Origin of the sequence: Achromobacter sp. Root565 (assembly GCF_001427425.1) — a bacterium.
In the GTDB taxonomy this organism is placed as follows: domain Bacteria; phylum Pseudomonadota; class Gammaproteobacteria; order Burkholderiales; family Burkholderiaceae_B; genus Achromobacter; species Achromobacter spanius_D.
The window spans coordinates 271,497-295,660 of record NZ_LMGO01000006.1; the positions used below are offsets into that span (position 1 = coordinate 271,497).

The 24,164-nt window shown below is 67.6% G+C and carries 21 protein-coding genes; 15 read left to right on the top strand and 6 right to left on the bottom strand.

Annotated features, from left to right (window positions below; genetic code table 11):
• Positions 1–39 precede the first annotated feature (39 nt).
• The 5 genes from ASD71_RS22665 to ASD71_RS22685 all read left to right on the top strand — a co-directional run bounded on the left by ASD71_RS22665 (position 40) and on the right by ASD71_RS22685 (position 5,306).
• Entirely contained in the window at positions 40–1,020 is a 981-nt protein-coding gene (locus ASD71_RS22665) for an alpha/beta hydrolase fold domain-containing protein (protein ID WP_056569996.1), read from the top strand.
• Between the two features lie 10 nt (positions 1,021–1,030).
• Positions 1,031–1,669 carry an FMN-binding negative transcriptional regulator gene (locus ASD71_RS22670; RefSeq protein WP_056569998.1) on the top strand — a complete coding sequence of 213 codons (639 nt, stop codon included), beginning with the start codon at positions 1,031–1,033 and terminating at the stop codon, positions 1,667–1,669.
• A gap of 20 nt (positions 1,670–1,689) precedes the next feature.
• A complete protein-coding gene (locus ASD71_RS22675) occupies positions 1,690–2,430 on the top strand; it encodes a class II aldolase/adducin family protein (RefSeq protein WP_056570000.1) in 741 nt (246 codons plus the stop codon).
• Entirely contained in the window at positions 2,427–3,629 is a 1,203-nt protein-coding gene (locus ASD71_RS22680) for an alanine--glyoxylate aminotransferase family protein (RefSeq protein ID WP_056570003.1), read from the top strand. Before ASD71_RS22675 ends, ASD71_RS22680 begins: the two co-directional genes overlap by 4 nt.
• 105 nt (positions 3,630–3,734) lie before the next feature.
• On the top strand, positions 3,735–5,306 hold the full coding sequence (locus tag ASD71_RS22685; RefSeq protein ID WP_056570004.1) for an ABC transporter substrate-binding protein: 1,572 nt from the start codon (positions 3,735–3,737) through the stop codon (positions 5,304–5,306).
• 24 nt (positions 5,307–5,330) lie between these two features.
• Here ASD71_RS22685 and ASD71_RS22690 read toward each other — a convergent pair whose 3' ends face one another.
• Positions 5,331–6,122 carry an IclR family transcriptional regulator gene (locus ASD71_RS22690; protein WP_056570005.1) on the bottom strand — a complete coding sequence of 264 codons (792 nt, stop codon included), beginning with the start codon at positions 6,120–6,122 and terminating at the stop codon, positions 5,331–5,333.
• Positions 6,123–6,305: 183 nt separating this feature from the next.
• Between ASD71_RS22690 and speG the strand changes: the two genes are divergently transcribed.
• Positions 6,306–6,890, top strand: a complete 585-nt coding sequence (gene speG, locus ASD71_RS22695; protein ID WP_056570007.1) for a spermidine N1-acetyltransferase — start codon at positions 6,306–6,308, stop codon at positions 6,888–6,890.
• Between the two features lie 22 nt (positions 6,891–6,912).
• Here speG and ASD71_RS22700 read toward each other — a convergent pair whose 3' ends face one another.
• The 5 genes from ASD71_RS22700 to ASD71_RS22720 form a co-directional block, all read right to left on the bottom strand.
• Positions 6,913–7,230, bottom strand: coding sequence for an NIPSNAP family protein (locus ASD71_RS22700; RefSeq protein ID WP_056570008.1), 318 nt, complete (start codon positions 7,228–7,230; stop codon positions 6,913–6,915).
• Between the two features lie 34 nt (positions 7,231–7,264).
• Positions 7,265–8,251, bottom strand: a complete 987-nt coding sequence (locus ASD71_RS22705) for a tripartite tricarboxylate transporter substrate binding protein (RefSeq protein WP_056570009.1) — start codon at positions 8,249–8,251, stop codon at positions 7,265–7,267.
• A 49-nt stretch (positions 8,252–8,300) separates the two neighbouring features.
• Positions 8,301–9,986 carry a thiamine pyrophosphate-binding protein gene (locus tag ASD71_RS22710; protein ID WP_056570011.1) on the bottom strand — a complete coding sequence of 562 codons (1,686 nt, stop codon included), beginning with the start codon at positions 9,984–9,986 and terminating at the stop codon, positions 8,301–8,303.
• Between the two features lie 118 nt (positions 9,987–10,104).
• Positions 10,105–11,004, bottom strand: a complete 900-nt coding sequence (locus ASD71_RS22715) for a helix-turn-helix domain-containing protein (protein WP_056570013.1) — start codon at positions 11,002–11,004, stop codon at positions 10,105–10,107.
• A 112-nt stretch (positions 11,005–11,116) separates the two neighbouring features.
• On the bottom strand, positions 11,117–13,474 hold the full coding sequence (locus tag ASD71_RS22720; RefSeq protein WP_056570015.1) for a cation-translocating P-type ATPase: 2,358 nt from the start codon (positions 13,472–13,474) through the stop codon (positions 11,117–11,119).
• Between the two features lie 199 nt (positions 13,475–13,673).
• Here ASD71_RS22720 and cadR point away from each other — a divergent pair, with 199 nt between their 5' ends.
• From cadR to lpdA, 9 genes are all read left to right on the top strand, one after another.
• A complete protein-coding gene (gene cadR, locus ASD71_RS22725; protein WP_056570019.1) occupies positions 13,674–14,108 on the top strand; it encodes a Cd(II)/Pb(II)-responsive transcriptional regulator in 435 nt (144 codons plus the stop codon).
• Positions 14,109–14,212: 104 nt separating this feature from the next.
• Positions 14,213–14,806, top strand: a complete 594-nt coding sequence (locus ASD71_RS22730) for a nitroreductase (RefSeq protein WP_056570021.1) — start codon at positions 14,213–14,215, stop codon at positions 14,804–14,806.
• 86 nt (positions 14,807–14,892) lie between these two features.
• Positions 14,893–15,405, top strand: a complete 513-nt coding sequence (locus ASD71_RS22735; RefSeq protein ID WP_056570022.1) for a sigma-70 family RNA polymerase sigma factor — start codon at positions 14,893–14,895, stop codon at positions 15,403–15,405.
• Complete coding sequence (locus tag ASD71_RS22740; RefSeq protein WP_056570023.1) at positions 15,402–16,373, top strand: FecR family protein; 972 nt, start codon at positions 15,402–15,404, stop codon at positions 16,371–16,373. The genes ASD71_RS22735 and ASD71_RS22740 overlap by 4 nt, the downstream gene beginning before the upstream one ends.
• Positions 16,374–16,435: 62 nt before the next feature.
• A complete protein-coding gene (locus tag ASD71_RS22745) occupies positions 16,436–18,823 on the top strand; it encodes a TonB-dependent siderophore receptor (RefSeq protein ID WP_056570024.1) in 2,388 nt (795 codons plus the stop codon).
• A gap of 227 nt (positions 18,824–19,050) precedes the next feature.
• A complete protein-coding gene (locus ASD71_RS22750) occupies positions 19,051–20,283 on the top strand; it encodes a 3-methyl-2-oxobutanoate dehydrogenase (2-methylpropanoyl-transferring) subunit alpha (protein ID WP_056570032.1) in 1,233 nt (410 codons plus the stop codon).
• 2 nt (positions 20,284–20,285) lie between these two features.
• Complete coding sequence (locus ASD71_RS22755; RefSeq protein WP_056570033.1) at positions 20,286–21,329, top strand: alpha-ketoacid dehydrogenase subunit beta; 1,044 nt, start codon at positions 20,286–20,288, stop codon at positions 21,327–21,329.
• Between the two features lies 1 nt (position 21,330).
• Positions 21,331–22,725 carry a dihydrolipoamide acetyltransferase family protein gene (locus ASD71_RS22760; protein ID WP_056570034.1) on the top strand — a complete coding sequence of 465 codons (1,395 nt, stop codon included), beginning with the start codon at positions 21,331–21,333 and terminating at the stop codon, positions 22,723–22,725.
• Positions 22,726–22,727: 2 nt separating this feature from the next.
• Complete coding sequence (gene lpdA, locus ASD71_RS22765) at positions 22,728–24,131, top strand: dihydrolipoyl dehydrogenase (RefSeq protein WP_056570035.1); 1,404 nt, start codon at positions 22,728–22,730, stop codon at positions 24,129–24,131.
• Positions 24,132–24,164: the final 33 nt, after the last annotated feature.

The following is a 24,164-nucleotide window of genomic DNA, read 5'->3' on the forward strand; positions in this document are numbered from 1 at the left end:
ACCCCGTTTTCCGATTGCCAACCCAAGACGAGACATTCCATGCATTTCGAAGATCCCGCGTTCACCATTCCGACCGGCACGCCTGCGCCCCTGGACCCGCAGATCGCCGAATTCCTGCGGCGCATGGCGGCGGACGCGTCGCAGTATCCGCGCCGCGACACGCTGTCCATCGAGCAGGGCCGCGCCAATGCCGAGAAGGTGCGCCTGCCGTGGGCCCAGGGCGGCCCCGAGATGGCGCGCACGGCCGAACATCAGGTTGCGACGCGCCATGGGCCGGTGCGCGTGCGGGTCTATTACCCCGCGCAGCGCCGGCTGCCGGGCGCCTTCATGTACATCCACGGCGGCGGCTTCGTGCTGTTCAGCATCGACACGCATGACCGCGTGATGCGCGAATACGCCGAACGCGCCGGGGTCGTGGTCGTGGGCGTGGACTACACCCGCGCGCCCGAAGCCAAGTTCCCGCAGCCCCTGGAAGAGTGCGTGGACGTGCTGCGCTGGGTGGCCGCGTCGGCGGGCGAACTGGATATCGACGCCGGCCAGATCTTCGTGGGCGGCGATTCGGCCGGCGCCAACCTGTCCATGGGCACGGCGCTGACGCTGCGCGATGAGGGCGTGCCGCTCATCAAGGGGCTGGTGCTGAACTACGGCGGCTTCGGCAGCAACCTGTTCCGCAATTCCGTCGTGCGCTACGGCGCTGGCGAATACGGCCTGTCGCTGCACATGATGATCTGGTTCCGCGGCATGCACATCCGCCACGGCAAGGACTTCTTCGATCCGCGCGTGGACATTCTGCGCGCGGACCTGAAAGGCCTGCCGCCGGCGTGGCTGGTGGTGACCGAATGCGATCCGCTGCATGACGACAGCATCGAACTGGAGCGCAAGCTGCGCGACGCCGGCGTGGACGTCGCCTCCAAGGTCTACCCCGGCACCGCGCACAGCTTCCTGGAGGCCGTCTCGATTGCCGCCGTGGCGGGCGAGGCCTTCGACGACACGGCGCGCTGGCTGCACGCCAAGGCTTAGAGGGGGCGCCATGTATACCCCGCCGGCTTATGCCGAAGCCGATATCGGCGTCCTGCACGCGTTCATGCGCGCGCACAGTTTTGCCACCCTGGTGACCGTGGGCGCGGCGGGCGCGAACGCCACGCACCTGCCGTTCCTGCTGCGCGACGATGGCGGCCGGGGAACGCTGATCACGCACCTGGCCCGCGCCAATCCGCAGTGGCGCGACCTGCAGGACGGCGCGCAGGCGCTGGTGCTGTTCCAGGGCCCGCACGCGTTCATTTCGCCAAGCTGGTATGTGAACCAGCAGACCTTCCCGACGTGGAACTACACCGCCGTTCACGCGCGCGGCACGCCGCGCCTCATCGAAGCGCCTGAGGCCATCCGCGCGGTGCTGACGGAGACGGTGGCGCGCTACGACACGCCGCTGGGCGGCGAGTGGCGCTTTCCGGACATGCCCGAGACCCTGACGGCGCCGCGCCTGAAGGCGATCGCGGCGCTGGAGATTCCGATTGCCGGGCTGGAAGGAAAGATGAAGCTGAACCAGGATAAATCGGTGGGGGACCGCCTGGGCGTGATCCGCGAGTTGGAGCGGCGAGGCGACGCGGGGAGCCTGGCGATTGCACGGCTGATTCGCGCGCAGCCCGATCTGGCGGCAGACAACGCCTGAATTCAACCGGAGTCCTCATCATGCAAGAACCCACCGAAGCCCGCGTGCGCGACGAACTGGCGGCCCTGTACCGTCTGATCGCGCACTTTCGCATGACCGATCTGATCGACACCCACATCAGCGCACGGGTGCCGGGCACGAAAGATCATTTCCTCATCAACCGCTACGGCGTGCTGTTTCACGAAATGCGCCCGCAGGACCTGGTGAAGATCGATCTCGACGGCAATCCGGTCGATCCGGGCGACGCCGACAGTCAGCTGGTCAACGCGGCCGGCTTCACCATTCATTCGGCGGTGCATGCCGCGCGCCACGATCTGGCGTGCGTGGTGCATACGCATACCGCCGATGGCATCGCCGTGGCGTGCCAGCGCGATGGTCTCCTGCCGATCACGCAGCACGCGCTGCGCTTTTACAACCGGCTGGGCTATCACGATTACCAGGGCATCGCGCTGGACCTGGAAGAGCGCGAGAGCCTGGTTGCCAGCCTTGGCCGGCACAAGGCCATGATCCTGCGCAACCATGGCCTGCTCGCGGCCGGATCGTCGGTGGCGGAGGCCTTCGTCAACATCTATTACCTGGAGCGCGCCTGCCAGGCGCAGGTCAAGGCCCAATCGGCCGGCGCGCCGCTGGTATTCCCGTCGGAGGCGGTGTGCGAACGCACCGCGAGCCAGTATGAACGGCCCACCGCCCCGATCTACACGCAGCGGGTATGGACCGCCGCGCGGCGTCTGTTGGAGCCGGACCTGGAGACAATCGAATGAAAGACAGCCTGACGATACCCCGCGCCGCATTGGCCGGCCCGCAGTTCCTGCACACGCCCGGCCCGACGCACGTGCCCGATGCGGTCCGCGAGGCGATGGGCCGCCAATGCATGGACCTGTCCGATCCGCGGCTGGCCGAACTGATTGCGGATTGCGAGGCGGGCCTGGCGCGCCTGCTGGGCACCCGGCACGCGGATGTGCTGATGTACGCCGCCAACGGCCACGGCGCCTGGGAAGCCACCATTGCCAATCTGGTCGCGCCCGGCGCGCAGGTGCTGGTGGCGGGCAGCGGCCACTTTGCGGAAGCGTGGGCCGTGCATGCCGAGGCGATGGGCGCGACGGCCCTGCGCACGCCGACCCGGCCGGGACAGGCGCTGGATCCGTCCGCGATCGAGACGGCGCTGCGCGCCGACACGGCGCACCGCATCGCCGCCGTCTTTGCGGTGCATACCGACACGGCCAGCGGCGTGACCAGCGATATCGCGGCCGTGCGACGGGCCATGGACGCCAGCGGCCATCCGGCGCTGCTGGTGGCCGATGTGATCGCGTCCTTGGGCGCCACGCCGTTCCGCATGGACGAGTGGGGCGTCAACGTCGCGATCGGCGCGTCGCAGAAGGCGCTGATGGGACCGCCAGGGCTGTCCTTCACGGCGGTGGACGCGCGTGCAATGCAGGCGGCGCAGGCCAATCCCGCGCCGCGCGCCTACTGGGACTGGGCCAAGCGCAAGAGCGATCTGCTCTACCGCAAGTTCTGCGGCACGCCGCCGCAAAGCCTGCTGGCGGGCATGCGCGCCGCGCTGGATCTGATTGCCGCCGAAGGCGAGGAGGCGGTGTTTGCCCGCCATCGGCGCGTGGCCAACGCAGTGCATGCGGCGGTGAACGCGTGGTCGGGCGGCGGCGCGCTGAAGCTGTTCGTTGAAGACCCGGCGGCGCGCGCGGTGTCGGTCACGACCATCTCGGTGGCCGACGGCGTGGACGTCGAGGCCATGCGAACCATGGCGCGCGAACGCTTCCACGTTGCGGTGGCGGGCGGGCTGGGGCCGCTTGCCGGCCGCATGTTCCGCATCGGCCACCTGGGCGACGTGCATCCCGCCATGATTCTGGGCGCGCTGGGCGGGGTGGACGCCGCGCTGCGGGCGTGCGCCATTCCCGTGGGCGACGGGGCGCTGCAGGAGGCGGTGAAGGCGCTGCACGACTGAATCTCACCGCTGAATCGCAAGACTGAAACGCACCCCTGAAACGGTTTTCTGGCGCGGCCCGGACGCGGCCGCCATTTCTTCTTCACCTTGAATCGGGATAAGACGATGAGACAACGTGGTTTCGCGGCGGCCGCCCTGGCCGTCCTCGCGGTGGCGGTTCCCCTTTTTCCGGCCCAGGCCGAGCCGGTCAATGCCAAGGTGGTCATGCATGCGCCCCTGCGCGTGCTGGACCCCGTGCTAACCAACGCGTACATCACGCGCAATCACGGCTACATGGTGTACGACACGCTGTTTTCGCTGGACGCGGCGTCACGCCCGCAGCCTCAGATGGTCGAATCGTGGACGGTGTCGCCCGACCAGCTGACGTACGTCTTCACGCTGCGGCCGGGCCTGAAGTTCCACGATGGCGCGCCGGTCACCGGCGAAGACGTGGTGGCTTCGCTCAAGCGCTGGGCGCAGCGCGATCCCATCGGTTCGCGCCTGTCAGCGGTCACGCAAAGCATGGAAAGTCCATCGGCCGACACCTTCCGCATCGTGCTCACAAAGCCGTATGGACTGCTGCTGGACGCACTGGCCAAGCCGGGTTCGCCCGTGCCGTTCATCATGCCGCGCCGCATCGCGGCGACGCCGCCGTCGGAAGCCATCAAGGAAACTGTCGGCTCGGGACCTTACAAGTTTGTGCAGGCCGAATTCCAGGCGGGCGTGAAGGCTGCGTATGTGAAGAATGCGGATTACGCCCCGCGCAAGGAACCCGCCAGCCGCTTCGCGGGCGGCAAGGTCGCCATGTTCGACCGGATCGACGTCGTCAACGTGCCGGACGCGCAGACCGCCGTCAACGCGCTGCGCCAGGGCGAAATCGACTTCGTCGAGAACGTGGCGCCCGACTTGCTGCCGCAACTGGACGGCGTGAAGACCGTGACGGTGCAAAGCTATGGCGACGCGTCGGAAACCTACACGCTGCGCATGAACTGGAAGCAGCCGCCGCTGGACAACGTGAAGGTGCGCCGCGCCGTGCTGGCCGCGCTGTACCAGGCCGACTACCTGGATGCATCGCTGGGCGATCCCGCCTATTACAAGCTGTGCGGCGCCATGCTGAGCTGCATCTCGGCCTACCAGACCGAAGCTGGCGCCACGCAGACCAAACCCGCCAATCTGGCGCAGGCGCGGGCCTTGCTGAAGGACAGCGGCTATGCGGGCGAGAAGATCGTCGTGCTGCATCCCACCGATGTGCGCAGCCTGTCCACGCTGGCGCCGGTGACCGCCCAAGCTCTGCGCAGCATCGGCATGAACGTGGAAGTGCAGTCGATGGACTGGGCCACGCTGCTGTCGCGGCGCAGCAAGGATGCGCCGCTGGCCGACGGCGGCTGGAGCATCTTCCATTCCAGCCTGACCAGCATGGACCTGCTCAACCCCATCGTGAACGCCAATCTGGATGGGCGGGGCGAGGGCGGTTATCCGGGCTGGACCAAGGACGACACCATCCAGCGCCTGCGCGCCGAGTTCGAGTCGGTGACGGGATTGGACGCGCAAAAGCGCGTTGCGGCCGAGATCCAGCAGCGCGCCTACGAACAGGTGATGTTCGTGCCGTTGGGCGGCTATTCGGAGTTCAAGGCGTACGACAAGAAGTTCGACGGTATGGTGGCCGCGCCGTTGCCATTGTTCTGGCGGGGCCAGTAGGCGGGCAGGGCGGCGGGCGGGCGGTCAGGACAACCCGACCTTGCCGCTCAGCCCCCGCGCAGCCGTCAGCAGCAGCGGCGAATAGCGCCGCGCGAATTCCGCCGGCGAGGCCCATTCGGACACCAGCCCCGCGATCTGAATGGCCGCCACCGGACGGTGGCGGTGATCCAGGATGGCGGCGGCCAGGTTCAGCTCGCCCAGCATGCTTTCCTCGATGGCCGTCGCATAGCCGTCCTGGCGCGCCTGCTGGACCAGGCCGCGAATGCGGTCCGGGTTGTTGTCGGTCTTGGGCGTGGTCGGAATGGTGGCAAGCGGCATGTCCTTGGACCGCGCCAGGATGTCCTCGACTTCCTCTTCGGGCAGGTGGGACATGATGGCGCGGCCGCCGGCCGTCTGCACCATGGGCAGGGCGCGGCCGGCCAGCGTGCTGCTGAAGGTCTGGCGTTTGGTCTGGCGGCGCAGCGCAAAAATGATGTACAGATCGTCGAACAGGCTCAGTTCCACGCGCTCATTGGTCTCGCGCTGCATCTCGGCAATCAGCGGGGTGGCGCGTTCAAGCAGGGGCACGCTGCGCATGTAGTCGAAGCTGCGCTGCAGGATCTTCTTGCCGGGCGTGTAGCCCTTGCCGCCGGCGCCGCGTTCCAGGTATCCCAGCGTGACCAGCGTGTGCGTCATGCGCTGCGTGGTGCTGCGGTCGAAGCCCGTGATTTCCATGAGCTCGTTCATGCTCATGGTGGACGGGCGTTGCGCAAAGGCTTCCAGCAGTTCGAAGCCTTTGGCCAGGGATTGAACGAAGAGTGGGTCGGGACGGCTCATGGGAATCGCTCGAAAGATGGCGGTGGGCGTCCGCGCCGGGACTGGAAACCAGTGATTTTATAAAGATTCCTAGGTATTTCCTAGAGATACTTGCGTGCTCGCAAACCGGCAGGGGGTTGGCGTCGGGCCGTGCCCGGGATTGACATAGAATGGCCGCACATCAGCGGTCATTTCGAGGTAACTATGTCGGTCACGTCCGATATCAAACTACGCCCGCTCGAACGCGGCGACCTGCACTTCGTGCACAAGATCAACAATAACGACGTCATCATGCGGTACTGGTTCGAAGAGCCCTACGAGGCCTATGACGAACTCGTCGCGCTGTACGACCGCCACCTGCACGACCAGAACGAGCGCCGCTTCATCATCGAGCACGATACTGGGCAGCCCGCGGGGCTGGTCGAGCTTGTCGAGATCGACTACATCCACCGCCGCGCCGAATTCCAGATCATCATCGCGCCCAGCTACCAGGGCCGCGGCTACGCCAAGGCCGCCACGCGCATTGCGGTGGGCTACGCGTTCCGCGTGCTGAACCTGCACAAGGTGTATCTGGTGGTGGACAAGGACAATACCGCCGCGGTGCACGTCTACGAGCGCTGCGGTTTCCAGATCGAAGGCCTGCTCAAGGAAGAATTCTTTTCCAACGGCGCGTACCGCGATGCCTATCGGATGGCGCTGTTGCAGCACGACCATCTGCGCGACGTGGGACCGGGCGCGCCGGACGCGCCCGTGCTGCGGGACTGGCCGCAGGAAGACCAGGCGGGCTAGCGCCCGCCTGCGGTGTTTTACTTCAGGGCTTGAAGAAAGCGGTCGGCGTCATCAGGCGGTTTTCCTGGCTGATCAGGTAGCCGGCCTCGGCGCTTTTCGTCAGATAGGTCGCCCAGGCCGGATCCTTCTGCAGCGACTGGCGCTTGGCTTCGCGGTCGGCGGCGCTGTCATAGACCCAGATGTGCATGTAGGAATTGACGTTGCCCGTCTCGGTCTGCATATAGGCGAGGGGCTTGCCCAGATGGCGGCTCTGCACCTCGTAGCCGTGCTCGGCATACAGCGCCAGGTGCTTCTTGATGGTGCCGGCGCGGCAGGTGTAGGTACGTACGTCGTAAAGCATGATGAATCCTTGATGTCGGTTGCAAAAACGGGTGTCAGTCGGCGGTGGCGCCGGACTGCTTGACCAGCACGCTCCAGCGTTCCACTTCCGTGTTGACGTATTTCTGGAAGGCGGCGTGGCCGTCGCCCACGGGGTCGGCGCCCAGGCCCTTGAGCTTGTCCTGCACGGCCGGGTCGGCGATGCCGTCGGTGATGGCCTTGGACAGTTTTTCCACCACGGGGGCGGGCGTGGCGGCCGGCACGAACAGGCCGAACCACGAACGCGCATTCATGGCCGTGTAGGCCGTCTCGGAAAACGCCGGCACGTTGGGCAGGGCGGCGTGGCGCTGCGTGCCGGTGACGGCGATGGGGGTGAGGCGGCCCGCCTGCACCTGCGACAGCACCTCGGGCAGATTGGCGAACATGATCTGGACCTGCCCGCCCATGAGGTCGTTGAGCGCCTGCGCGCCGCCCTTGTACGGGACGTGCGTCATCTGCGCGCCGGCCAGCGAATTGAACTGCGCGCCGGCCAGATGCGAGGCCGTGCCGGTGCCGCCGGACGCGTAGTTCACGCGGTTGCCGTTGGCCTTGGCGTAGTCGGCCAGTTCCTGCGGCGTCTTGGCCGGCACCGACGGGTTCACCACCAGCACCAGGGGTACCGATGCCAGGTTCGACAGGCCGGCGAAATCGCGCGTCAGGTTGTAGTCGAGCTTGTGATAGAGCGAGGCGTTGATGGCGTGGCTGGACGTGGCCATCAGCAGCGTGTAGCCGTCGGCGTCGGAGCGCGCGGCCATGACGGCGCCGATGTTGCCGTTGGCGCCGGCCTTGTTTTCCACCACGACGGGTTGGCCGAGCCGGGTGGCCATCGACTGCGCCACGGTGCGCGCGATCACGTCGGTGGCGCCGCCTGCCGCGAACGGCACGATGATGCGCAACGGGCGCTCGGGGAAATCGGCCGCGGTGGCCGAGGCGGCCGCGCCCAGCGAGGCGGCGGTCATCAGGAAGGCGGCGGCCAGGCGGCGCGGGGTCAGGGTTGTGGTCATGTCTCTCTCCAGTGTTGGATTTTTTTATGGGGTCACCGGGCCTGATTGATCAGGCGCCGGCGGTGCGCGCCTTTTCGCGCAGGCTCGTCAAAGTGGCCCGGGGCGTGATCACCTCGGGGTCCAGACTGAGTTCGATCAGATAGGGGGAACCGCTGTCCAGCGCACGCGCCAGCGCGGGGCCGAACGCTTCATGGGTGTCCACGCGTTCGGCCGCCACGCCAAACGATTGGGCGTAGGCCACGAAATCGGGGTTGCACAGGTCCGTGCCGATGGTGCGGCCTGGGTAATGCACCTCCTGGTGCATGCGGATCGTGCCGTACATGCCGTTGTTGAACACGATGAAGACGATGCCCAGCTTGTGCTGCTTGACGGTGGCCAGCTCCTGCGAGGTCATCAGGAAGCAGCCGTCGCCCGCCAGGCAGATCACCTGGCGTTCGGGGTGGCGCAGCTTGGCCGCGATGGCCGCGGGCACGCCGTAACCCATGGCGCCGCTGGTGGGCGCCAATTGCGTGCGCGGGTGGCTGAAGCGGTAGTAACGATGCGCCCAGGCGCTGTAGTTGCCCGCGCCGTTGGTCAGGATGGCGCGCGAATCGAGCTGGTCGCGCAGCGCGGCAATGACGCGCGCCGGGTCCATGTCTCCGCGTGCGGCGGGCGGCTCGGTGTAGCGCAGGTAGTTGCCGCGCAGGCGTTGCATCCAGTCGCGCCACGGCGATGCATCCACGGGCGCCAACGCCGCGGCCGACGCCGCAAAGGCGTCCATGCCCGATTGAATCTTCAGCGCGGGCTGATACACGCGGCCCAACTCTTCCGGGCTGGTCAGCACGTGGATCAGCGTCTGGCTGGGCACCGGCGATTGCAGCAGGGTATAGCCGCCCGTCACCATCTCGCCCAGCCGCGCACCCACGGCCAGGATGACGTCGGCCTGGCGCACGGCCTCGGCCAGTTCCGGGTTCACGCCGATGCCGACTTCGCCGACGTACTGCGCGTGGTGGTTGTCAAAAAGGTCCTGGCGGCGGAACGAGCACGCAACCGGCAGGCCGTTCATCTCGGCAAAACGGGTCAGGCCTGCCAGCCCCGTGTCGGTCCAGCCGGAGCCGCCAGCGATCAGCAGGGGACGCTGCGCGCCCGCCAGCAGCGTGCGCATGCTGGCCAGGGCGTCGGGCGCGGGGTAGGCCTGCGGCACCTGGATCGTGCCGCAGGGCAGGGCCGGGGCCACGTCCGTCAGCATGTCTTCGGGCAGCGCCAGCACCACGGGGCCGGGCCGGCCGGACGTGGCAACGGAAAAGGCGCGGTTCAAGTATTCGGTCACGCGCGCGGCGCTGTCGATCTGCGCCACCCACTTCGTGAACTGGCCGAACATGCGGCGGTAGTCGATTTCCTGGAAGGCCTCGCGCTCGACCATGTCGTTGCCGACCTGGCCGACCAGCACGATCATCGGCGTGGAATCCTGGAACGCGGTCTGCACGCCGATGCTGGCATTGGTGGCGCCGGGGCCGCGCGTCACCATGCAGATGCCGGGCCGGCCGGTCAGCTTGCCGTGCGCCTCGGCCATGAATGCCGCCGCGCCTTCGTGCCGGCAGGACGCCAGGCGGATGCGCTCGCGCTGCGCATACAGCGCGTCCAATACGTCCAGGTAGCTCTCGCCGGGCACGCCGAATACGGTGTCCACGCCGTGTTCCAACAAGGCCCGCACCACATGCTGGCCGCCCGTCATCAATGTCGAAGTGTCATTCATCGCAGTTTCAATCTGGCCGCAGCGCGGCGGGTTGAGTCCGGATGAACTTTACGCAGCCCGGGTCAGGGCGCGTTAGGACAGATCAGAGCTTGTTTTGCACTTTTTTGCGGGGCGGCCGTCATTCGATGGGGCGGTAATACTTCTTGCGGAAATCGCCGGGCGTGCAGCCCGTGTGCTTCTTGAAGAAGCGCGTGAAATACGCCGGATCCTCGATGTTCAGCTGGAACCCGATCTCGGCGATGCTCAGGTCCGTGTTGCACAGGAGCCGCTTGGCCTCCAGCGCAATGCGCTCCTGTACGAGCTGGCTGGCGGTGCGCCCCACGCTGCGCTTGACTGCGTCGTTGAGCTGGCGCTCGCTGACGCACAGGGCGTCGGCGTACTGGCGGATGGCCGAGAAGTCCAGGTAATGCTCTTCGATCAGCATGGTGAAGCGCTTGGCCAGCGAATAGCTGGGACCGGCGGCGGTCTCGCGATCGTCGGCCGGATACAGGCGGCGAAGCTGGGTCAGCAGGATCAGCAGGTACGAGCGCACCACGTCAAAGCGACCCGTCTGCCGGTCGCGCGTTTCGCGTTCAATTTCGGCCAGCAGCGGCAGCATGGCGTCGTGCTGCTCGCGCGTGAGGTAGATGACGGGCGGTCCGCCCGCCAGGTGAAAGAACGGAAATTTGGCGATGTCGTCCGCGCGCGGGAACATCTGCGCGAAGAACTCGGTGCTGATGTTCATGACGTAGCCGCTGGGCTTCACCGACGACGTCCACGCGTGGATCTGGCCCGGGGACAGGAAGAAGACCGAATGGTCGCGCACCGCGTGCTGCTCGAAGTCCAGCAGGTGCGTGCCCTGCGCCTCGGTCATCCACAGCAGGTGGTAATAGCGGTGCCGGTGCAGAAAGCCGCGCGGAATGTCGTCGTGATCCTGCAGGCGCACGAGATCGAAATAGAAGGATCCCTCTCCAGAGAAATCCGACGATTCAAAGGTGGGAAACGTTTCCGGGATGGGCGAATGCGAACCTGCGGACAAGCGGGAGTCTCCTTGATGGCGCGCGGGGCGGCTCTGTTTTTCGCCATCATACGGGCATTCGCTGCGGGGGCTGCGGCGGGGGGCGGCTCCGGATTGGCGCCGCCCGTGCAGTTCAGCGGCTGACCGGCGCGGCGCGCAGCAGCCGCAGGCCGTTGGCGACCACCAAGAGGCTGGCGCCCACGTCGGCAAACACCGCCATCCACAGCGTCGCGTGGCCCGTCACGGCCAGGGCCAGGAACACCACCTTGATCCCCAGCGCCAGCGCGATGTTCTGAACCAGCACGCGATGCGTCGCGCGCGACAGGCGCAGGAAGGTGCCGATCTTGCGCAGGTCGTCGTCCATCAGCGCCACGTCGGCGGTCTCGATGGCGGTGCCGGTGCCGGCCGCGCCCATCGCAAAGCCGATGTCGGCGCGGGCCAGCGCGGGCGCGTCGTTGATGCCGTCGCCCACCATGCCGACCCGCACGTCCGGCGCAAGCTTGCCTTCAATGGCGGTCAGCTTGTCCTCGGGCAGTTGGTCGCCGCGCGCCTCGTCAATGCCGACCTGACGCGCGATGGCCTGCGCGGTCGGCGTGTTGTCGCCCGTCAGCATGAGGGTGCGCACGCCCAGTCCATGCAGGTCGGCGATGGCTTGGGCGCTGGTGGGCTTGACCGTGTCAGCCACGGCCGCCAGCGCCAGCACGCGGCTGCCGTCGGACAGCGCGATGACGCTCTTGCCCTGGCTTTCCAGTTCGTCAAAGCGGGCGTCGAGCGCGGCGTTGGACACGCCCAGTTCGCGCATCAGGCGGCGGTTGCCCAGGTGGTAGGTCTGGCCGCCCACCAGGCCGCTGACGCCGCGGCCCGGCAGGGCGGTGAAAGCGTCGACCTCCAGCAGCGCGCTGCCGGCTTCGCGCGCCGCGTTGGCCACGGCAAGCGACACGGGGTGGTCCGAGCGCGCGGCCAGGCTGGCGGCAATCAGGGCGGCGGGGTGGGGACCGGTTTCGGGCGCGTCCCAGTCCTGCATGTCGGTCTGCACCGGCTTGCCGTGCGTCAGCGTGCCGGTCTTGTCCAGCGCCAGCCATTTCAGGTTGCGCCCTTCTTCAAGATAGACGCCGCCCTTGATGAGGATGCCGCGGCGCGACGCGGCGGTCAGGCCGCTGACGATGCTGACAGGCGTGGAAATGACCAGCGCGCACGGGCAGGCGATGATCAAGAGCGCCAGCGCGCGGTAGATGGCGTCGAACCACGGCTGGCCCCAGAGCAGTGGCGGCAGCACGGCCACGGCCGCCGCGATGACCACGACGGCGGGCGTGTAGATGCGCGAGAACCGGTCGATGAAGCGCTGCGTGGGCGCGCGCGCGCCCTGCGCCTGTTCCACCGCGTGGATGATGCGCGCCAGCGTGGTGTTGCCGGCCGCGGCGGTCACGCGGTAGTCAAAGGAGCCGGAGGTGTTGACGGTGGCCGCGAAGACGGGATCGTCCTGGGCCTTTTCGACGGGCAGGCTTTCGCCCGTGATGGGCGACTGGTCCACGGCCGACGTGCCGCTCACCACGATGCCGTCGGCGGCGATCCGCTCGCCCGGCCGCACGCGCACGATGCCGCCCGGCTGCAGTGACGCGGCGGGCACTTCCACCCAGCTGCCGTCCGGCTGACGCAGCGTGGCGGTGTCGGGCGCCAGGTCCAGCAGGCCGCGCACGGCGTTGCGCGCCCGGTCCAGCGAGCGGGCTTCGATCAGTTCGGCCACGTTGAACAGGAACATCACCATGGCCGCTTCGGGCCACTGGCCGATCAGCACGGCGCCGGTGACGGCGATGCTCATCAGCGCGTTGATGTTCAGGTTGCCGTTGCGCACGGCGATCCAGCCCTTGCGGTAGGTGGTGACGCCGCAGGCCAGGATGGCGGCCACGGCCAGCGCGGCGGTCAGCAGCAGCGGGCCGCCGGCAAAATGCGAGAACTCGGACAGCGCGGCCAGCACGCCCGCGCCGCCGATCAGCCACCAGTTCACTGCCTTGGCGGCGGGGGCGGGCGCGGCCGCCGCGCCGTCGGCCAGGGGCTCGGGCGTCATGTCCAGCGACTTGATGGCCGCGACGATGCGGTCCAGCGCGCCCTCGGCGTGGACCACGGTCAGAATGCGCTGCATCAGGTTGAAGTCCAGCGCATGCACGCCGTCCACCCCGTCCAGCTTCTTGCGGATCAGTGTTTCCTCGGTGGGGCAGTCCATCTGGCCGATGCGCAGGCGCGCCAGCAACTGGCCCGGGCCGGCGGTGAGCGTCGTGGCGGCGGCGGGTTGCAGGGAGGCATCGCCGTGCGGGTGGCCGCAGCAGTCCGCGTCCTGGGCAGCCCGGGTTGGGGCAGCGGTCGCGCAGCAGGCGTCGGCACCATGCTTGTGAGCGTGAGCGTGAGCGTGAGCGTGACCGGGGCTCTTGACCGGTTCCCGCGCATGATCGTGCCCGCAGCAGGCGTCATCGCCCGTTTTCTCGACGCGCGCCATCGCAATGGGTGCGGGCTGCGCGGGCGCGCGCTCGCCGCCGCAGCAGGGACCGCAATCCCCGCCCGATTGATGTTCGCGTTGTTTGACCGGAGGTAAAGACATCCGCTTGACCCTTCAAATAAGCTGATGACGCAATTCCACACCTTGGAGTTACTATAGGGTCAACCCCTAATCATCGGATCTGATCCGGGAGGCAGCGATGCGTATCGGCGAATTGGCCACGGCGGCCGGCACCACGGTCGAAACCGTCAGGTATTACGAGAAAGAGGGGCTGCTGCCGGCCCCGGAGCGCGGGCTCAACAACTACCGCACTTATGGCCAGATGCACCTGGAGCGTCTGCGCCTCATCCGCAACTGCCGCGCGCTGGACATGACGCAGGACGAAATCCGCGCCATCCTCTCCGTGGCCGACAACCATCGCACCGGCTGCGGCCCCATCAACCAGCTCTTTGACGAGCACATCTCGCACGTCGACGAGCGCATCGCCGAACTGACGCAGCTAAAGGCCCAATTGACCGAACTGCGCCAGCGCTGCCTGTCGGCGCGGCCCGACTCGGATGATTGCGGCATCCTGCACGGACTGAGCGAAATGCAGGTCGAAGAGCGGCAGGAGCGGCACACCCACCTGGGCTGAGCGCGCCGCCGGGATGCCCTTGTTGCGGTCCGGGGGATCAGCGACCGGTCAGACGTCATCGCGTACTATGAGAATCTGTTTCTTTCCCATTTGCGCATCGATCAATGACCGTAAACCAGACCGCCACGCCGCTCCACGCCCTGACCTCGCGCCGCTCCTTCAAGTTCCTGCGGGCGCCGGCCCCCAAACCCGACGAACTCGAACAGATCCTGCAGGCTGCCATGGCGGCCCCCGATCATGGCGCGCTGCGTCCGTGGCGCTATGTCGTGATCCAGGGCGAGGCCATCGGCAAGCTGGCGGACATGGCGCTGGACGCCGTCAAGCGCACCGGCGATCCGCGCATGACGCCCGAAAAGGAAAAGTCGGTTCGCGAATGGATGGCCAGCGTGCCGCTGTTCATCGCCGTGGCCCAGAAGATCGCCCACGGCAACACCAAAATCCCCGAACAGGAACAGCTGCTCGCCGCCGGCTGCTCGGTGATGAACATCCTGAACGCCGTCCACATGCTGGGCTACGCCGCGTTCTGGAGCACCGGCCTGGGCACGTACGTGGAAGACGTGCAGGACGCGCTGGGTCTGGACTCGCTGGATTACCGCTTCCTGGGCTTTTTGGCCGTCGGCACGCCCGCGTGCGCGGTGCCGCCCGCCAAGCGTCCGGACTACCGTGAATTCGTCACGGAATGGACCGGCGCCGTTTAAGCCGGACAGCGCGGTTGTCGGCCGCGCTTGCGCGCCAAGGAATAAATGACAATAATTCTTATTGTTAATTAGCTTGGCGCCTCGTTATGTCCTCATCCGCGCAGCCCACGGAGCACGCCGCTGCCGAGCTGTATGAAGCTCATCATTCCTGGCTGCAGGAGTGGCTGCGGCGCAGGTTGGGCTGCCGTCACGACGCCGCCGATCTCGCGCACGACACCTTTGTGCGGATTCTGTCGGGCCGCCACGCCGAAGCGATTCGCGAACCGCGGGCGTTCCTGACCACCCTGGCGCAGCGCGCGCTTTTTACGTTCTGGCGTCGCCGCGACCTGGAACGCGCCTACATCGACAGCCTGCAGGCGCTGCCGCAGGCTAGCGCACCCAGCGAAGAAAGCCGCGCGCTTGTCGTCGAGGCTTTGATGCACATCGACCGCGTCCTGCACCGCCTGCCGCGCAAGGCGCGCCAGGCTTTTCTCTACAGCCAGGTTGACGAGCTTGGCTACGCCGAGATCGCCACGCGCATCGGCGTGTCCGTCATCACCGTGCGGCGCTACATGAAGCAGGCCATCACGCTGTGCGTGGCTTCGCGGCTTGCGCCATGACGGCGCCCGCACTGCCGGCCGAACTGGAATCGGCCGTGGACTGGATGGTGCTGTTGTCCTCCGGCAGCGTTGCCGCGGCGGACCGGGTGCGCTTTGAAAGCTGGCGCCAGTCCGATCCGCGCCATGCCGCGGCCTGGGAGACAGTGAACACTGCGGTCAAGGGTTCTTTTGACGCCCTGGGCCAGGGCGGACAGCGGCGAGCCGCCGGGGCGGTGCTGAAGGAGCCGCCGGCTCGGCGCCGCGCATTGCGCAACATGCTGATGCTGGCGCTCGCCGCCGGCGGGCTGGCGGCGCTTGCAGACCGCCAGACGCCGTTGCGCACCCTGACCGCCGACCTACGTACGGGCACGGCCGAACGCCGCGTCTACACCTTGCCCGACGGCAGCGAATTGACGTTGAATGCACGGTCCGCGGTGGACCTGGATTTCTCTGCCGAGGCGCGCCGGGTCCGCTTGCGCAGCGGCGCGGTGCTCGTGCGCGTGGCGTCCGACGCCAGCCGGCCTTTCATGGTGGTCAGCGCCGACGGTGAGGTCCAGGCGCTTGGCACGGTGTTCGGCGTGGCCCGCCAGGGCGAAACTAGCGTGGCCAGCGTGCTCGAACACAGCGTCGAGGTGCGAGCGGGCGGACAGCGCCTGACCTTGCATACGGGCGAGGGCGTGCGTTTCGGCGCGGGCGGGCTGGGCCAGCCGGATGTGCAACTGAGCGACGCGGCCGCGTGGCAGGGCGGAATGCTGGTTGTACATGACGAGCCCCTTGGCGCGGTGGTGGACGCCTTGCGTCCCTATCGGCGGGGCGTCATCAGGATCACGCCGGAGGCCGCGCGGCTGCGCGTGCTGGGCGCCTTCCCGCTGGACGACACGGACCGCACGCTGGAATCGCTGCGTCAGACGCTGCCCATCCAGGTCAGTTCGCTGGGCGGATGGCTGGTGGGCATCGACCTGCGCGCGGACGCCGCTGAGAAAAAATGATCGCTTTTGCCGGCCTCGCTGGACATACCTCCTGAAACGCCAAACTGTTTGCAGGAGATCCCATGTTTCACCACTATCCAGCCGCGCCGCTGACGGCCGCGCTGATCGTCGCTTTGGCCGCACCGGCGGTGCAGGCTCAGACACAGTCCCAGACCCCGGCCCCGGTGGCGACGCGATACGACCTGCCGGCTGCGCCGCTGGGCGACACGTTGACCCGGATCGCCCGCCAAAGCGGGCGCGCGGTGTCGGTCGACCCCGCCTTGGTCGCGGGACGCACGGCTGCGGCGGTGGCGGGCAATTACACCCCCGAAGAGGCCGTGCGCCAGTCGCTGGCGGGCAGCGGGCTGGAGCTGGCGGTAACGGCCAACGGCACGCTGAGCGTGCGCCGCGCGCCGGCCAACGCGACGATGCTGGAACCGGTGCGCGTGACCGGCTCGGCGGAATCGCCTACCGGCCATGTCGACGGCTACGTTGCGCAGCGGGCGATGTCGGGCACGAAGACGGACACGCCGCTTATCGAGACGCCGCAATCGGTGTCGGTGGTCACCAGCGACCAGATCCGCGTCGTCAAGGCGGCGTCGCTGGCCGACGCGCTGGGGTATACGCCAGGTGTTTCCTCGCAGTCGCCGGCGTTCAGCCGGATGGTCGATGACCTCATGCTGCGCGGCTTCAATGTGGCCGCCGGCAACTCCGGGCAACTGCGCGATGGCCTGAAGCTGCAATCCAGTGTCTACGACGGCGGGCAGGAACCGTACGGCCTGGAGCGGGTGGAAGTGCTGCGCGGCGCGTCGTCCGTCCTCTATGGGCAATTGAGCCCCGGCGGCGTGGTGAACACCGTCAGCAAGCGGCCCACCGCCGACACGCTGCGAGAGCTGAACCTGGAAGCGGGCAGCTATAACCGCCGGCAGGTGTCGGGCGACTTCGCCGGCGCGCTGACCGAAGACGGCACGTGGACCTACCGGTTGACCGGCCTGGCGCGCAACGCCGACAACTGGGTGGATCATGTGCCGGACGACCGGACCTATCTGGCGCCGGCATTGACGTGGCAGCCGTCGGCCGCGACGTCCCTGACCCTGCTGGCGACATACCAGCGCATCCGCACCAAATTCGCCGCGCCAATGCCTGCCGCCAACACGCTGAACGGCCAGATCCCGCGCGATTTGTTCATCGGTGAGCCTGATTTCGACCGCTACGACACGGACACCTACACCGTGGGCTACGCGTTCGAACACGCATTCAACGACCGCGTGAAGCTGCGCCAGAGCGCGCGCTATTTCACGGCGGACGGCACCTGGGACTACCTGTCGTTCGGCGCCCTGCAGGCCAATGGCCGCACGCTGCGCCGCGGCGTCGTCAGCCGCAACGAGCATTCATACGGCATCGCCACCGACACTTCGCTGGAAATGAAACTGGATGGCGGCCCCCTGCAGCACACCGTGCTGGCTGGCCTGGACTACTACCGCAGCGGCTACGATTCCCACCGCCATTCCGGCACCGTGGCCCCGCTGGCCGATATCTACAACCCGGTCTACGGCGCCGTGCCGGTGCTGAACACCGCCGCTGACTACGGCATCAACACGCGCTCCAGCGCGCTGGGCCTTTATGTGCAGGATCAGATCAAGATCCAGGACAAGTGGGTGGTCGTGCTGGGCGGGCGCCAGGACTGGGCCGATACCGACCAGAAAAGCTACACCAACGGCGTCACCACGCGGTTGCGCGACACGGCCACGACCGGCCGCATCGGCCTGCTTTATCTGGCCGACAACGGCCTGGCGCCTTACCTCAGCGCCAGCCAGTCGTTCGCGCCCACGGTGGGCGTGGACCGCGCGGGCAATGCGTTCAAGCCCACCAAGGGCACCCAGTACGAACTGGGGCTGCGCTACGAGCCGCCAGGCGGCAACATGCTGTACAGCGCCGCCATCTACGACCTGACGCAGACCAATGCGCTGACCAGCGATCCGGCCGATGCCACGTATTCGGTGCAGACGGGCAAGGCGCGTTCGCGCGGCCTGGAACTGGAAGCCAAAGCTCGCCTGGGCGCGCTGAACCTGACCGCGAGCTATGCGTACACCGACGCGCGCACCACGCGCAGCAACACGCCGGCCCTGGTGGACCAGCGCATCGCGTTGGTGCCGCTGCACAGCGCGTCGGTGTGGGCCGACTACAACCTGACAGCGGTTGGCGTGAGCGGCCTGACCGTGGGGGCAGGGGTGCGCTATGCCAGTTCGACCAATCTGCCGGGCTATCCCGCCAATGTGCCGGGGCAGTTCCTGGTGGACGCGATGGCCGCGTATGACTTTGGCGCGCTGGATCCGTCGATGTCCGGCCTGTCGCTGGCGCTGAACGCGCGCAACCTGTTCAACCGCGGCTACCTGGCTTGCGCCGGCAGCACCGGCTGCCGTTACGGCGATCCGCGCACCTTGTACGCAACGCTCAGCTACCGCTGGTAGAACGGGCAACCGGGCCTGCCGCAACGCAGGAAAACCCGTAGCCCAATGCGGCCCTCAGAGGCCGCGCGGCCCGCTCATCGGCCCTGTCCCCTGTGCTAATCTCGTCAACGGCTTTGCCCAAGTATCCCCGGGCGCAAGCCGTCGACGGCAGCGTCCGAGGTCACACGCCTCTGGCAACGCCTTGGTAGGAAGAAAACGCATGACACGATCAAGCGTGGAGACAATACATGAGCCAATATGGGCCGCTGAAGTTGCACGTCCCCGAGCCGACAGGGCGACCGGGTTGCAAGACAGACTTCTCCTATCTGCATCTTTCGCCGCCCGGCGAGGTGCCCAAACCCCCCATTGATGTTGCCGCGGTCGACACCGGTCCACTGGCCTATAGCCTGGTCCGCGTCATCGACGAGCACGGCCGCGCCGTCGGGCCCTGGGCGCCGGAGATCAGCCACGACATGCTGCGCGCCGGCATGCGTGCGATGCTCAAGACGCGCATCTTCGACGGGCGCATGCTGACCGCGCAGCGCAAGAAGAAGATTTCGTTCTATATGCAGAGCCTGGGCGAGGAAGCCATTGGCACCGCCCACGCCATGGCGCTGGAAAAGGGGGATATGTGCTTTCCCACCTATCGCCAGCAAAGCATCCTTCTGTCGCGCGACGTGTCGCTGGTGACGATGATGTGCCAGCTCATGTCCAACGAGCGCGACCCGCTCAAGGGCCGCCAACTGCCGGTCATGTATTCCGACCGGGAAAACGGCTTTTTCACGATTTCGGGCAACCTGGCCACGCAGTTCATCCAGGCGGTGGGCTGGGCCATGGCGTCGGCCATCAAGGGCGACACCCGCATTGCCTCGGCCTGGATTGGCGACGGCGCCACCGCCGAAGCCGACTTCCACACCGCGCTGACCTTCGCGCACGTCTACCGCGCGCCCGTCATCCTGAACGTGGTCAACAACCAGTGGGCCATCTCGACCTTCCAGGCGATCGCCGGCGGCGAGGGCGCGACCTTCGCGGGCCGCGGCGTGGGCTGCGGCATCGCGTCGCTGCGGGTGGACGGCAACGATTTCCTGGCGGTCTATTCCGCGTCAATCTGGGCCGCCGAGCGCGCCCGCCGCAACCTCGGCCCGACGCTGATCGAATGGGTAACGTACCGCGCCGGTCCGCACTCCACCTCCGACGACCCCACCAAGTACCGTCCCGGCGACGACTGGAGCCACTTCCCCCTGGGCGACCCGATCGAGCGCTTCAAGAAACACCTCATCCTGTTGGGCATCTGGTCCGACGCCGAGCACGACGCAGTCCGCGCCGAACTCGACGCCGAGATCCTGGCGGCCCAGAAGGAAGCAGAGAGCTACGGCACCCTGGTGGACGGCCACGTCCCCAGCGCCGCCAGCATTTTTGAAGACGTGTACAAGGACATGCCGGAGCATCTGCGCCGGCAGCGTCAGCAGCTCGGAGTCTGACCATGGCAATCGATAACAACGCTGGTCCGGCCTCGGCGCCGATGACCATGATCCAGGCTTTGCGCTCGGCCATGGATGTCATGCTTGAGCGCGACAACAACGTCGTGGTGTTCGGGCAGGACGTGGGCTACTTCGGCGGCGTGTTCCGCTGCACCGAAGGCCTGCAGGCCAAGTTCGGCAGCTCGCGCGTGTTCGACACCCCCATTTCCGAAGGCGGCATCGTCGGCGTGGCGGTGGGCATGGGCGCCTACGGCCTTCGGCCCGTGTGCGAAATCCAGTTCGCCGACTACTTCTATCCGGCCTCGGACCAGATCGTGTCCGAGGCGGCGCGCCTGCGCTACCGCTCGGTGGGCGAGTTCATTGCCCCCATGACCATCCGCATGCCCTGCGGCGGCGGCATCTACGGCGGACAGACGCACAGCCAGAGCCCCGAGGCCATGTTCACGCAGGTCTGCGGCCTGCGCACGGTGATGCCGTCCAATCCGTATGACGCGAAAGGGCTCTTGATCGCCGCCATCGAGAACGACGATCCGGTGATCTTCCTGGAACCCAAGCGCCTCTACAACGGCCCGTTCGACGGCCACCATGACCGACCCGTCACGCCGTGGACCGGCCGTCCCGGTAGTGTCGTGCCCACCGGCTACTACACCGTGCCGCTGGAATCGGCCGCCATCGTGCGTCCGGGTTCGGAGCTGACGGTGCTGACCTACGGCACCACCGTGCACGTGTCGCTGACCGCGGCCGAGGAAACCGGCATCGACGCCGAAATCATCGACCTGCGCAGCCTCTGGCCGCTGGATCTGGATGCCATCGTCAACTCGGTCAAGAAGACCGGGCGCTGCGTGGTGGTGCACGAGGCCACGCGCACCTGCGGCTTTGGCGCGGAACTGATTTCTTTGGTGCAGGAACACTGCTTCCATCATCTGGAGGCGCCCGTCGAGCGCGTGACCGGTTGGGACACTCCCTATCCGCACGCGCAGGAATGGGCGTACTTCCCCGGCCCGCGCCGGGTCGGCGAAGCGTTCAAACGCGCGATGGAGGCATGACATGGGGATTCATATCATCAAGATGCCCGATATCGGCGAAGGCATCGCAGAGGTCGAGCTGGTGGGCTGGCACGTCAAGGTGGGCGATACCGTCGCCGAGGACCAGCCGCTGGCTGACGTCATGACGGACAAGGCCACGGTCGAGATTCCCTCGCCGGTGGTTGGCAAGGTGATTTCGCTGGGCGGTGATGTTGGCCAGGTGATGGCCGTGGGCGGTGAGCTGATCCGGCTCGAAGTCGAAGGCGAAGGGAATGTGAAGGCGGGCGCTGCGGCGGCGGCGCCGGCGGCGAAGGCGGCTGTGCCTGCGGCTGGCGGGATTGCTGCCGATGGGGCGCAGCGTGCGGGAGGTCCGAGTCTGGTGGAAAGTGGCGTAGTGACGCCCGGCGTAGTGACGCCCGCGACTGCCACGCCGGCCAAGTCATCGACATCGGCATCCGCATCCGGCTCCGCGCCGGCGTCGGCCAGGTCGCCGGCCGGGCGCCAATCAGGCGGCGCGCCCGCCGCAGTCCGCCAGCCCGGCGAAAAGCCGTTGGCTTCGCCCGCCGTGCGCAAGCGCGCGTGGGACCTGGGCGTCGAACTGCGCTACGTGCAAGGCAGTGGCCCCGCCGGTCGCATCCTGCACGAAGACCTGGACGCCTGGCTGCAGGGGCAGGGCTCGGCCAGCAGCGCACGCGCCGGCTCGGCCTACGCCGAACGCAACGACGAAGACGCCGTGCCCGTCATCGGGCTGCGCAGGAAGATCGCGCAGAAGATGGCCGAATCCAAGCGCCGCATCCCGCACTTCAGCTACGTCGAGGAAATCGACGTGACCGAGCTCGAAGACCTGCGCGTGCAGTTGAACGCCAAGTGGGGCGAGTCGCGTGGCAAGCTGACGCTGCTGCCGCTCCTGGCCCGCGCGATGGTGGTGGCGCTGCGCGATTTTCCGCAGATCAACGCGCGCTACGACGACGAGGCCGGGGTGGTGACGCGCTACGGCGCGGTGCACATCGGCATTGCCACGCAAAGCGACGGCGGCCTGATGGTGCCCGTGATGCGCCATGCCGAGGCGCGCGACATCTGGTCCATGGCGGCCGAGATCACGCGGCTGGCGCAGGCGGTGCGCAGCGGCTCGGCCGGGCGCGACGAGCTGTCCGGCTCGACCATCACCATCACCAGCCTCGGTCCCTTGGGCGGCATCGTCACCACGCCGGTGATCAACCACCCCGAGGTCGGCATCGTGGGCGTGAACCGCATCGTCGAACGCCCAGCCTTCCGCAACGGCGCCGTGGTGGCGCGCAAGCTGATGAACCTGTCTTCGTCCTTCGACCACCGCGTGGTGGACGGCATGGACGCGGCGCGCTTCATCCAGGCTGTGCGCGCGCTGCTGGAACAACCCGCGCTGCTTTTCGTGGAGTAAGCATGAGCCAGATCACAAAGACAACGACATTGCTGGTGATCGGCGGCGGCCCCGGCGGCTACGTGGCCGCCATCCGCGCCGGGCAACTGGGCGTGCCGACCATCCTGGTCGAGGGCGCGCAGTTGGGCGGCACCTGCCTGAACATCGGCTGCATCCCGTCCAAGGCCCTGATTCACGCGGCCGAGGAATTCGACAAGGCGCGTCACTACGCCGGCGATTCGGCGCTGGGCATCGCGGTCGACGCGCCGCGCATCGACATCGCCAAGACCGTGGCCTGGAAGGACGGCATCGTCGGCAAGCTGACGGGCGGCGTGGGCGCGCTGCTCAAGAAGAACGGCGTGGAAGTCGTGCACGGCTGGGCCACGCTGCTGGACGGCAAGACCGCCGACGTCGAGACGCCTGACGCCGGCCGCATCCGCATCCAGTGCGAGCACCTGCTGCTGGCGGCGGGTTCCGAGCCCACGCCGCTGCCGTCGCTGCCTTTCGGCGGCACGGTGGTGTCGTCCACCGAGGCCCTGTCGCCCACCAGCATCCCGAAGCAGCTCGTGGTGGTGGGCGGCGGTTACATCGGCCTGGAACTGGGCACTGTGTACCGCAAGCTCGGCGCCGAGGTCGCCGTGGTCGAGGCGCAGGACCGCGTCCTGCCGACCTACGACGCCGACCTCACCAAGCCGGTGGCGGCCGCGCTCGGCAAGATGGGCATCGCGCTGCATCTCGGACGCAAGGTGCTGGGGCTGAACGGCAAGGGTGATGCGGTGCGCGTGCAGGACGCCAGCGGCGCTGAAACGCTTCTATCCGCCGATCGCGTGCTGATCTCGGTGGGGCGCCGCCCGCGCACGCAAGGCTGGGGGCTGGAAAGCCTGCAACTGGACCGCAAGGGCAACGCGCTGCGCATCGACGACCAGTGCCGCACGTCGATGCGCGATGTCTGGGCCATCGGCGACATCGCGGGTGAGCCCATGCTGGCGCATCGCGCAATGGCGCAGGGCGAGATGGTGGCCGAGCTGGTGGCGGGCAAGCGCCGCCACTTCCAGCCGGCGTCCATCCCCGCCGTGTGCTTCACCGATCCCGAGGTCGTGGTCGCGGGCCTGTCGCCGCAAGAGGCCGAAAGCGCCGGGCTGGACTGCGTGACGGCATCCTTCCCCTTCGCCGCCAACGGCCGCGCCATGACGCTGGAATCCACCGACGGGTTTGTGCGTGTGGTGGCCCGGCGCGACAACCACCTGATTGTTGGGTGGCAGGCGGTGGGGCGTGCGGTGTCCGAGCTGTCGACGGCGTTTGGGCAGTCGCTGGAAATGGGCGCGACGCTGGAGGATGTGGCAGGCACGATCCACGCGCATCCCACGCTGGGCGAGGCCGTGCAGGAGGCCGCGCTCAAGGCGCTGGGGCACGCGTTGCATATCTGAAGACAGGACACGGCGTGGATGCAATGTCCGCGC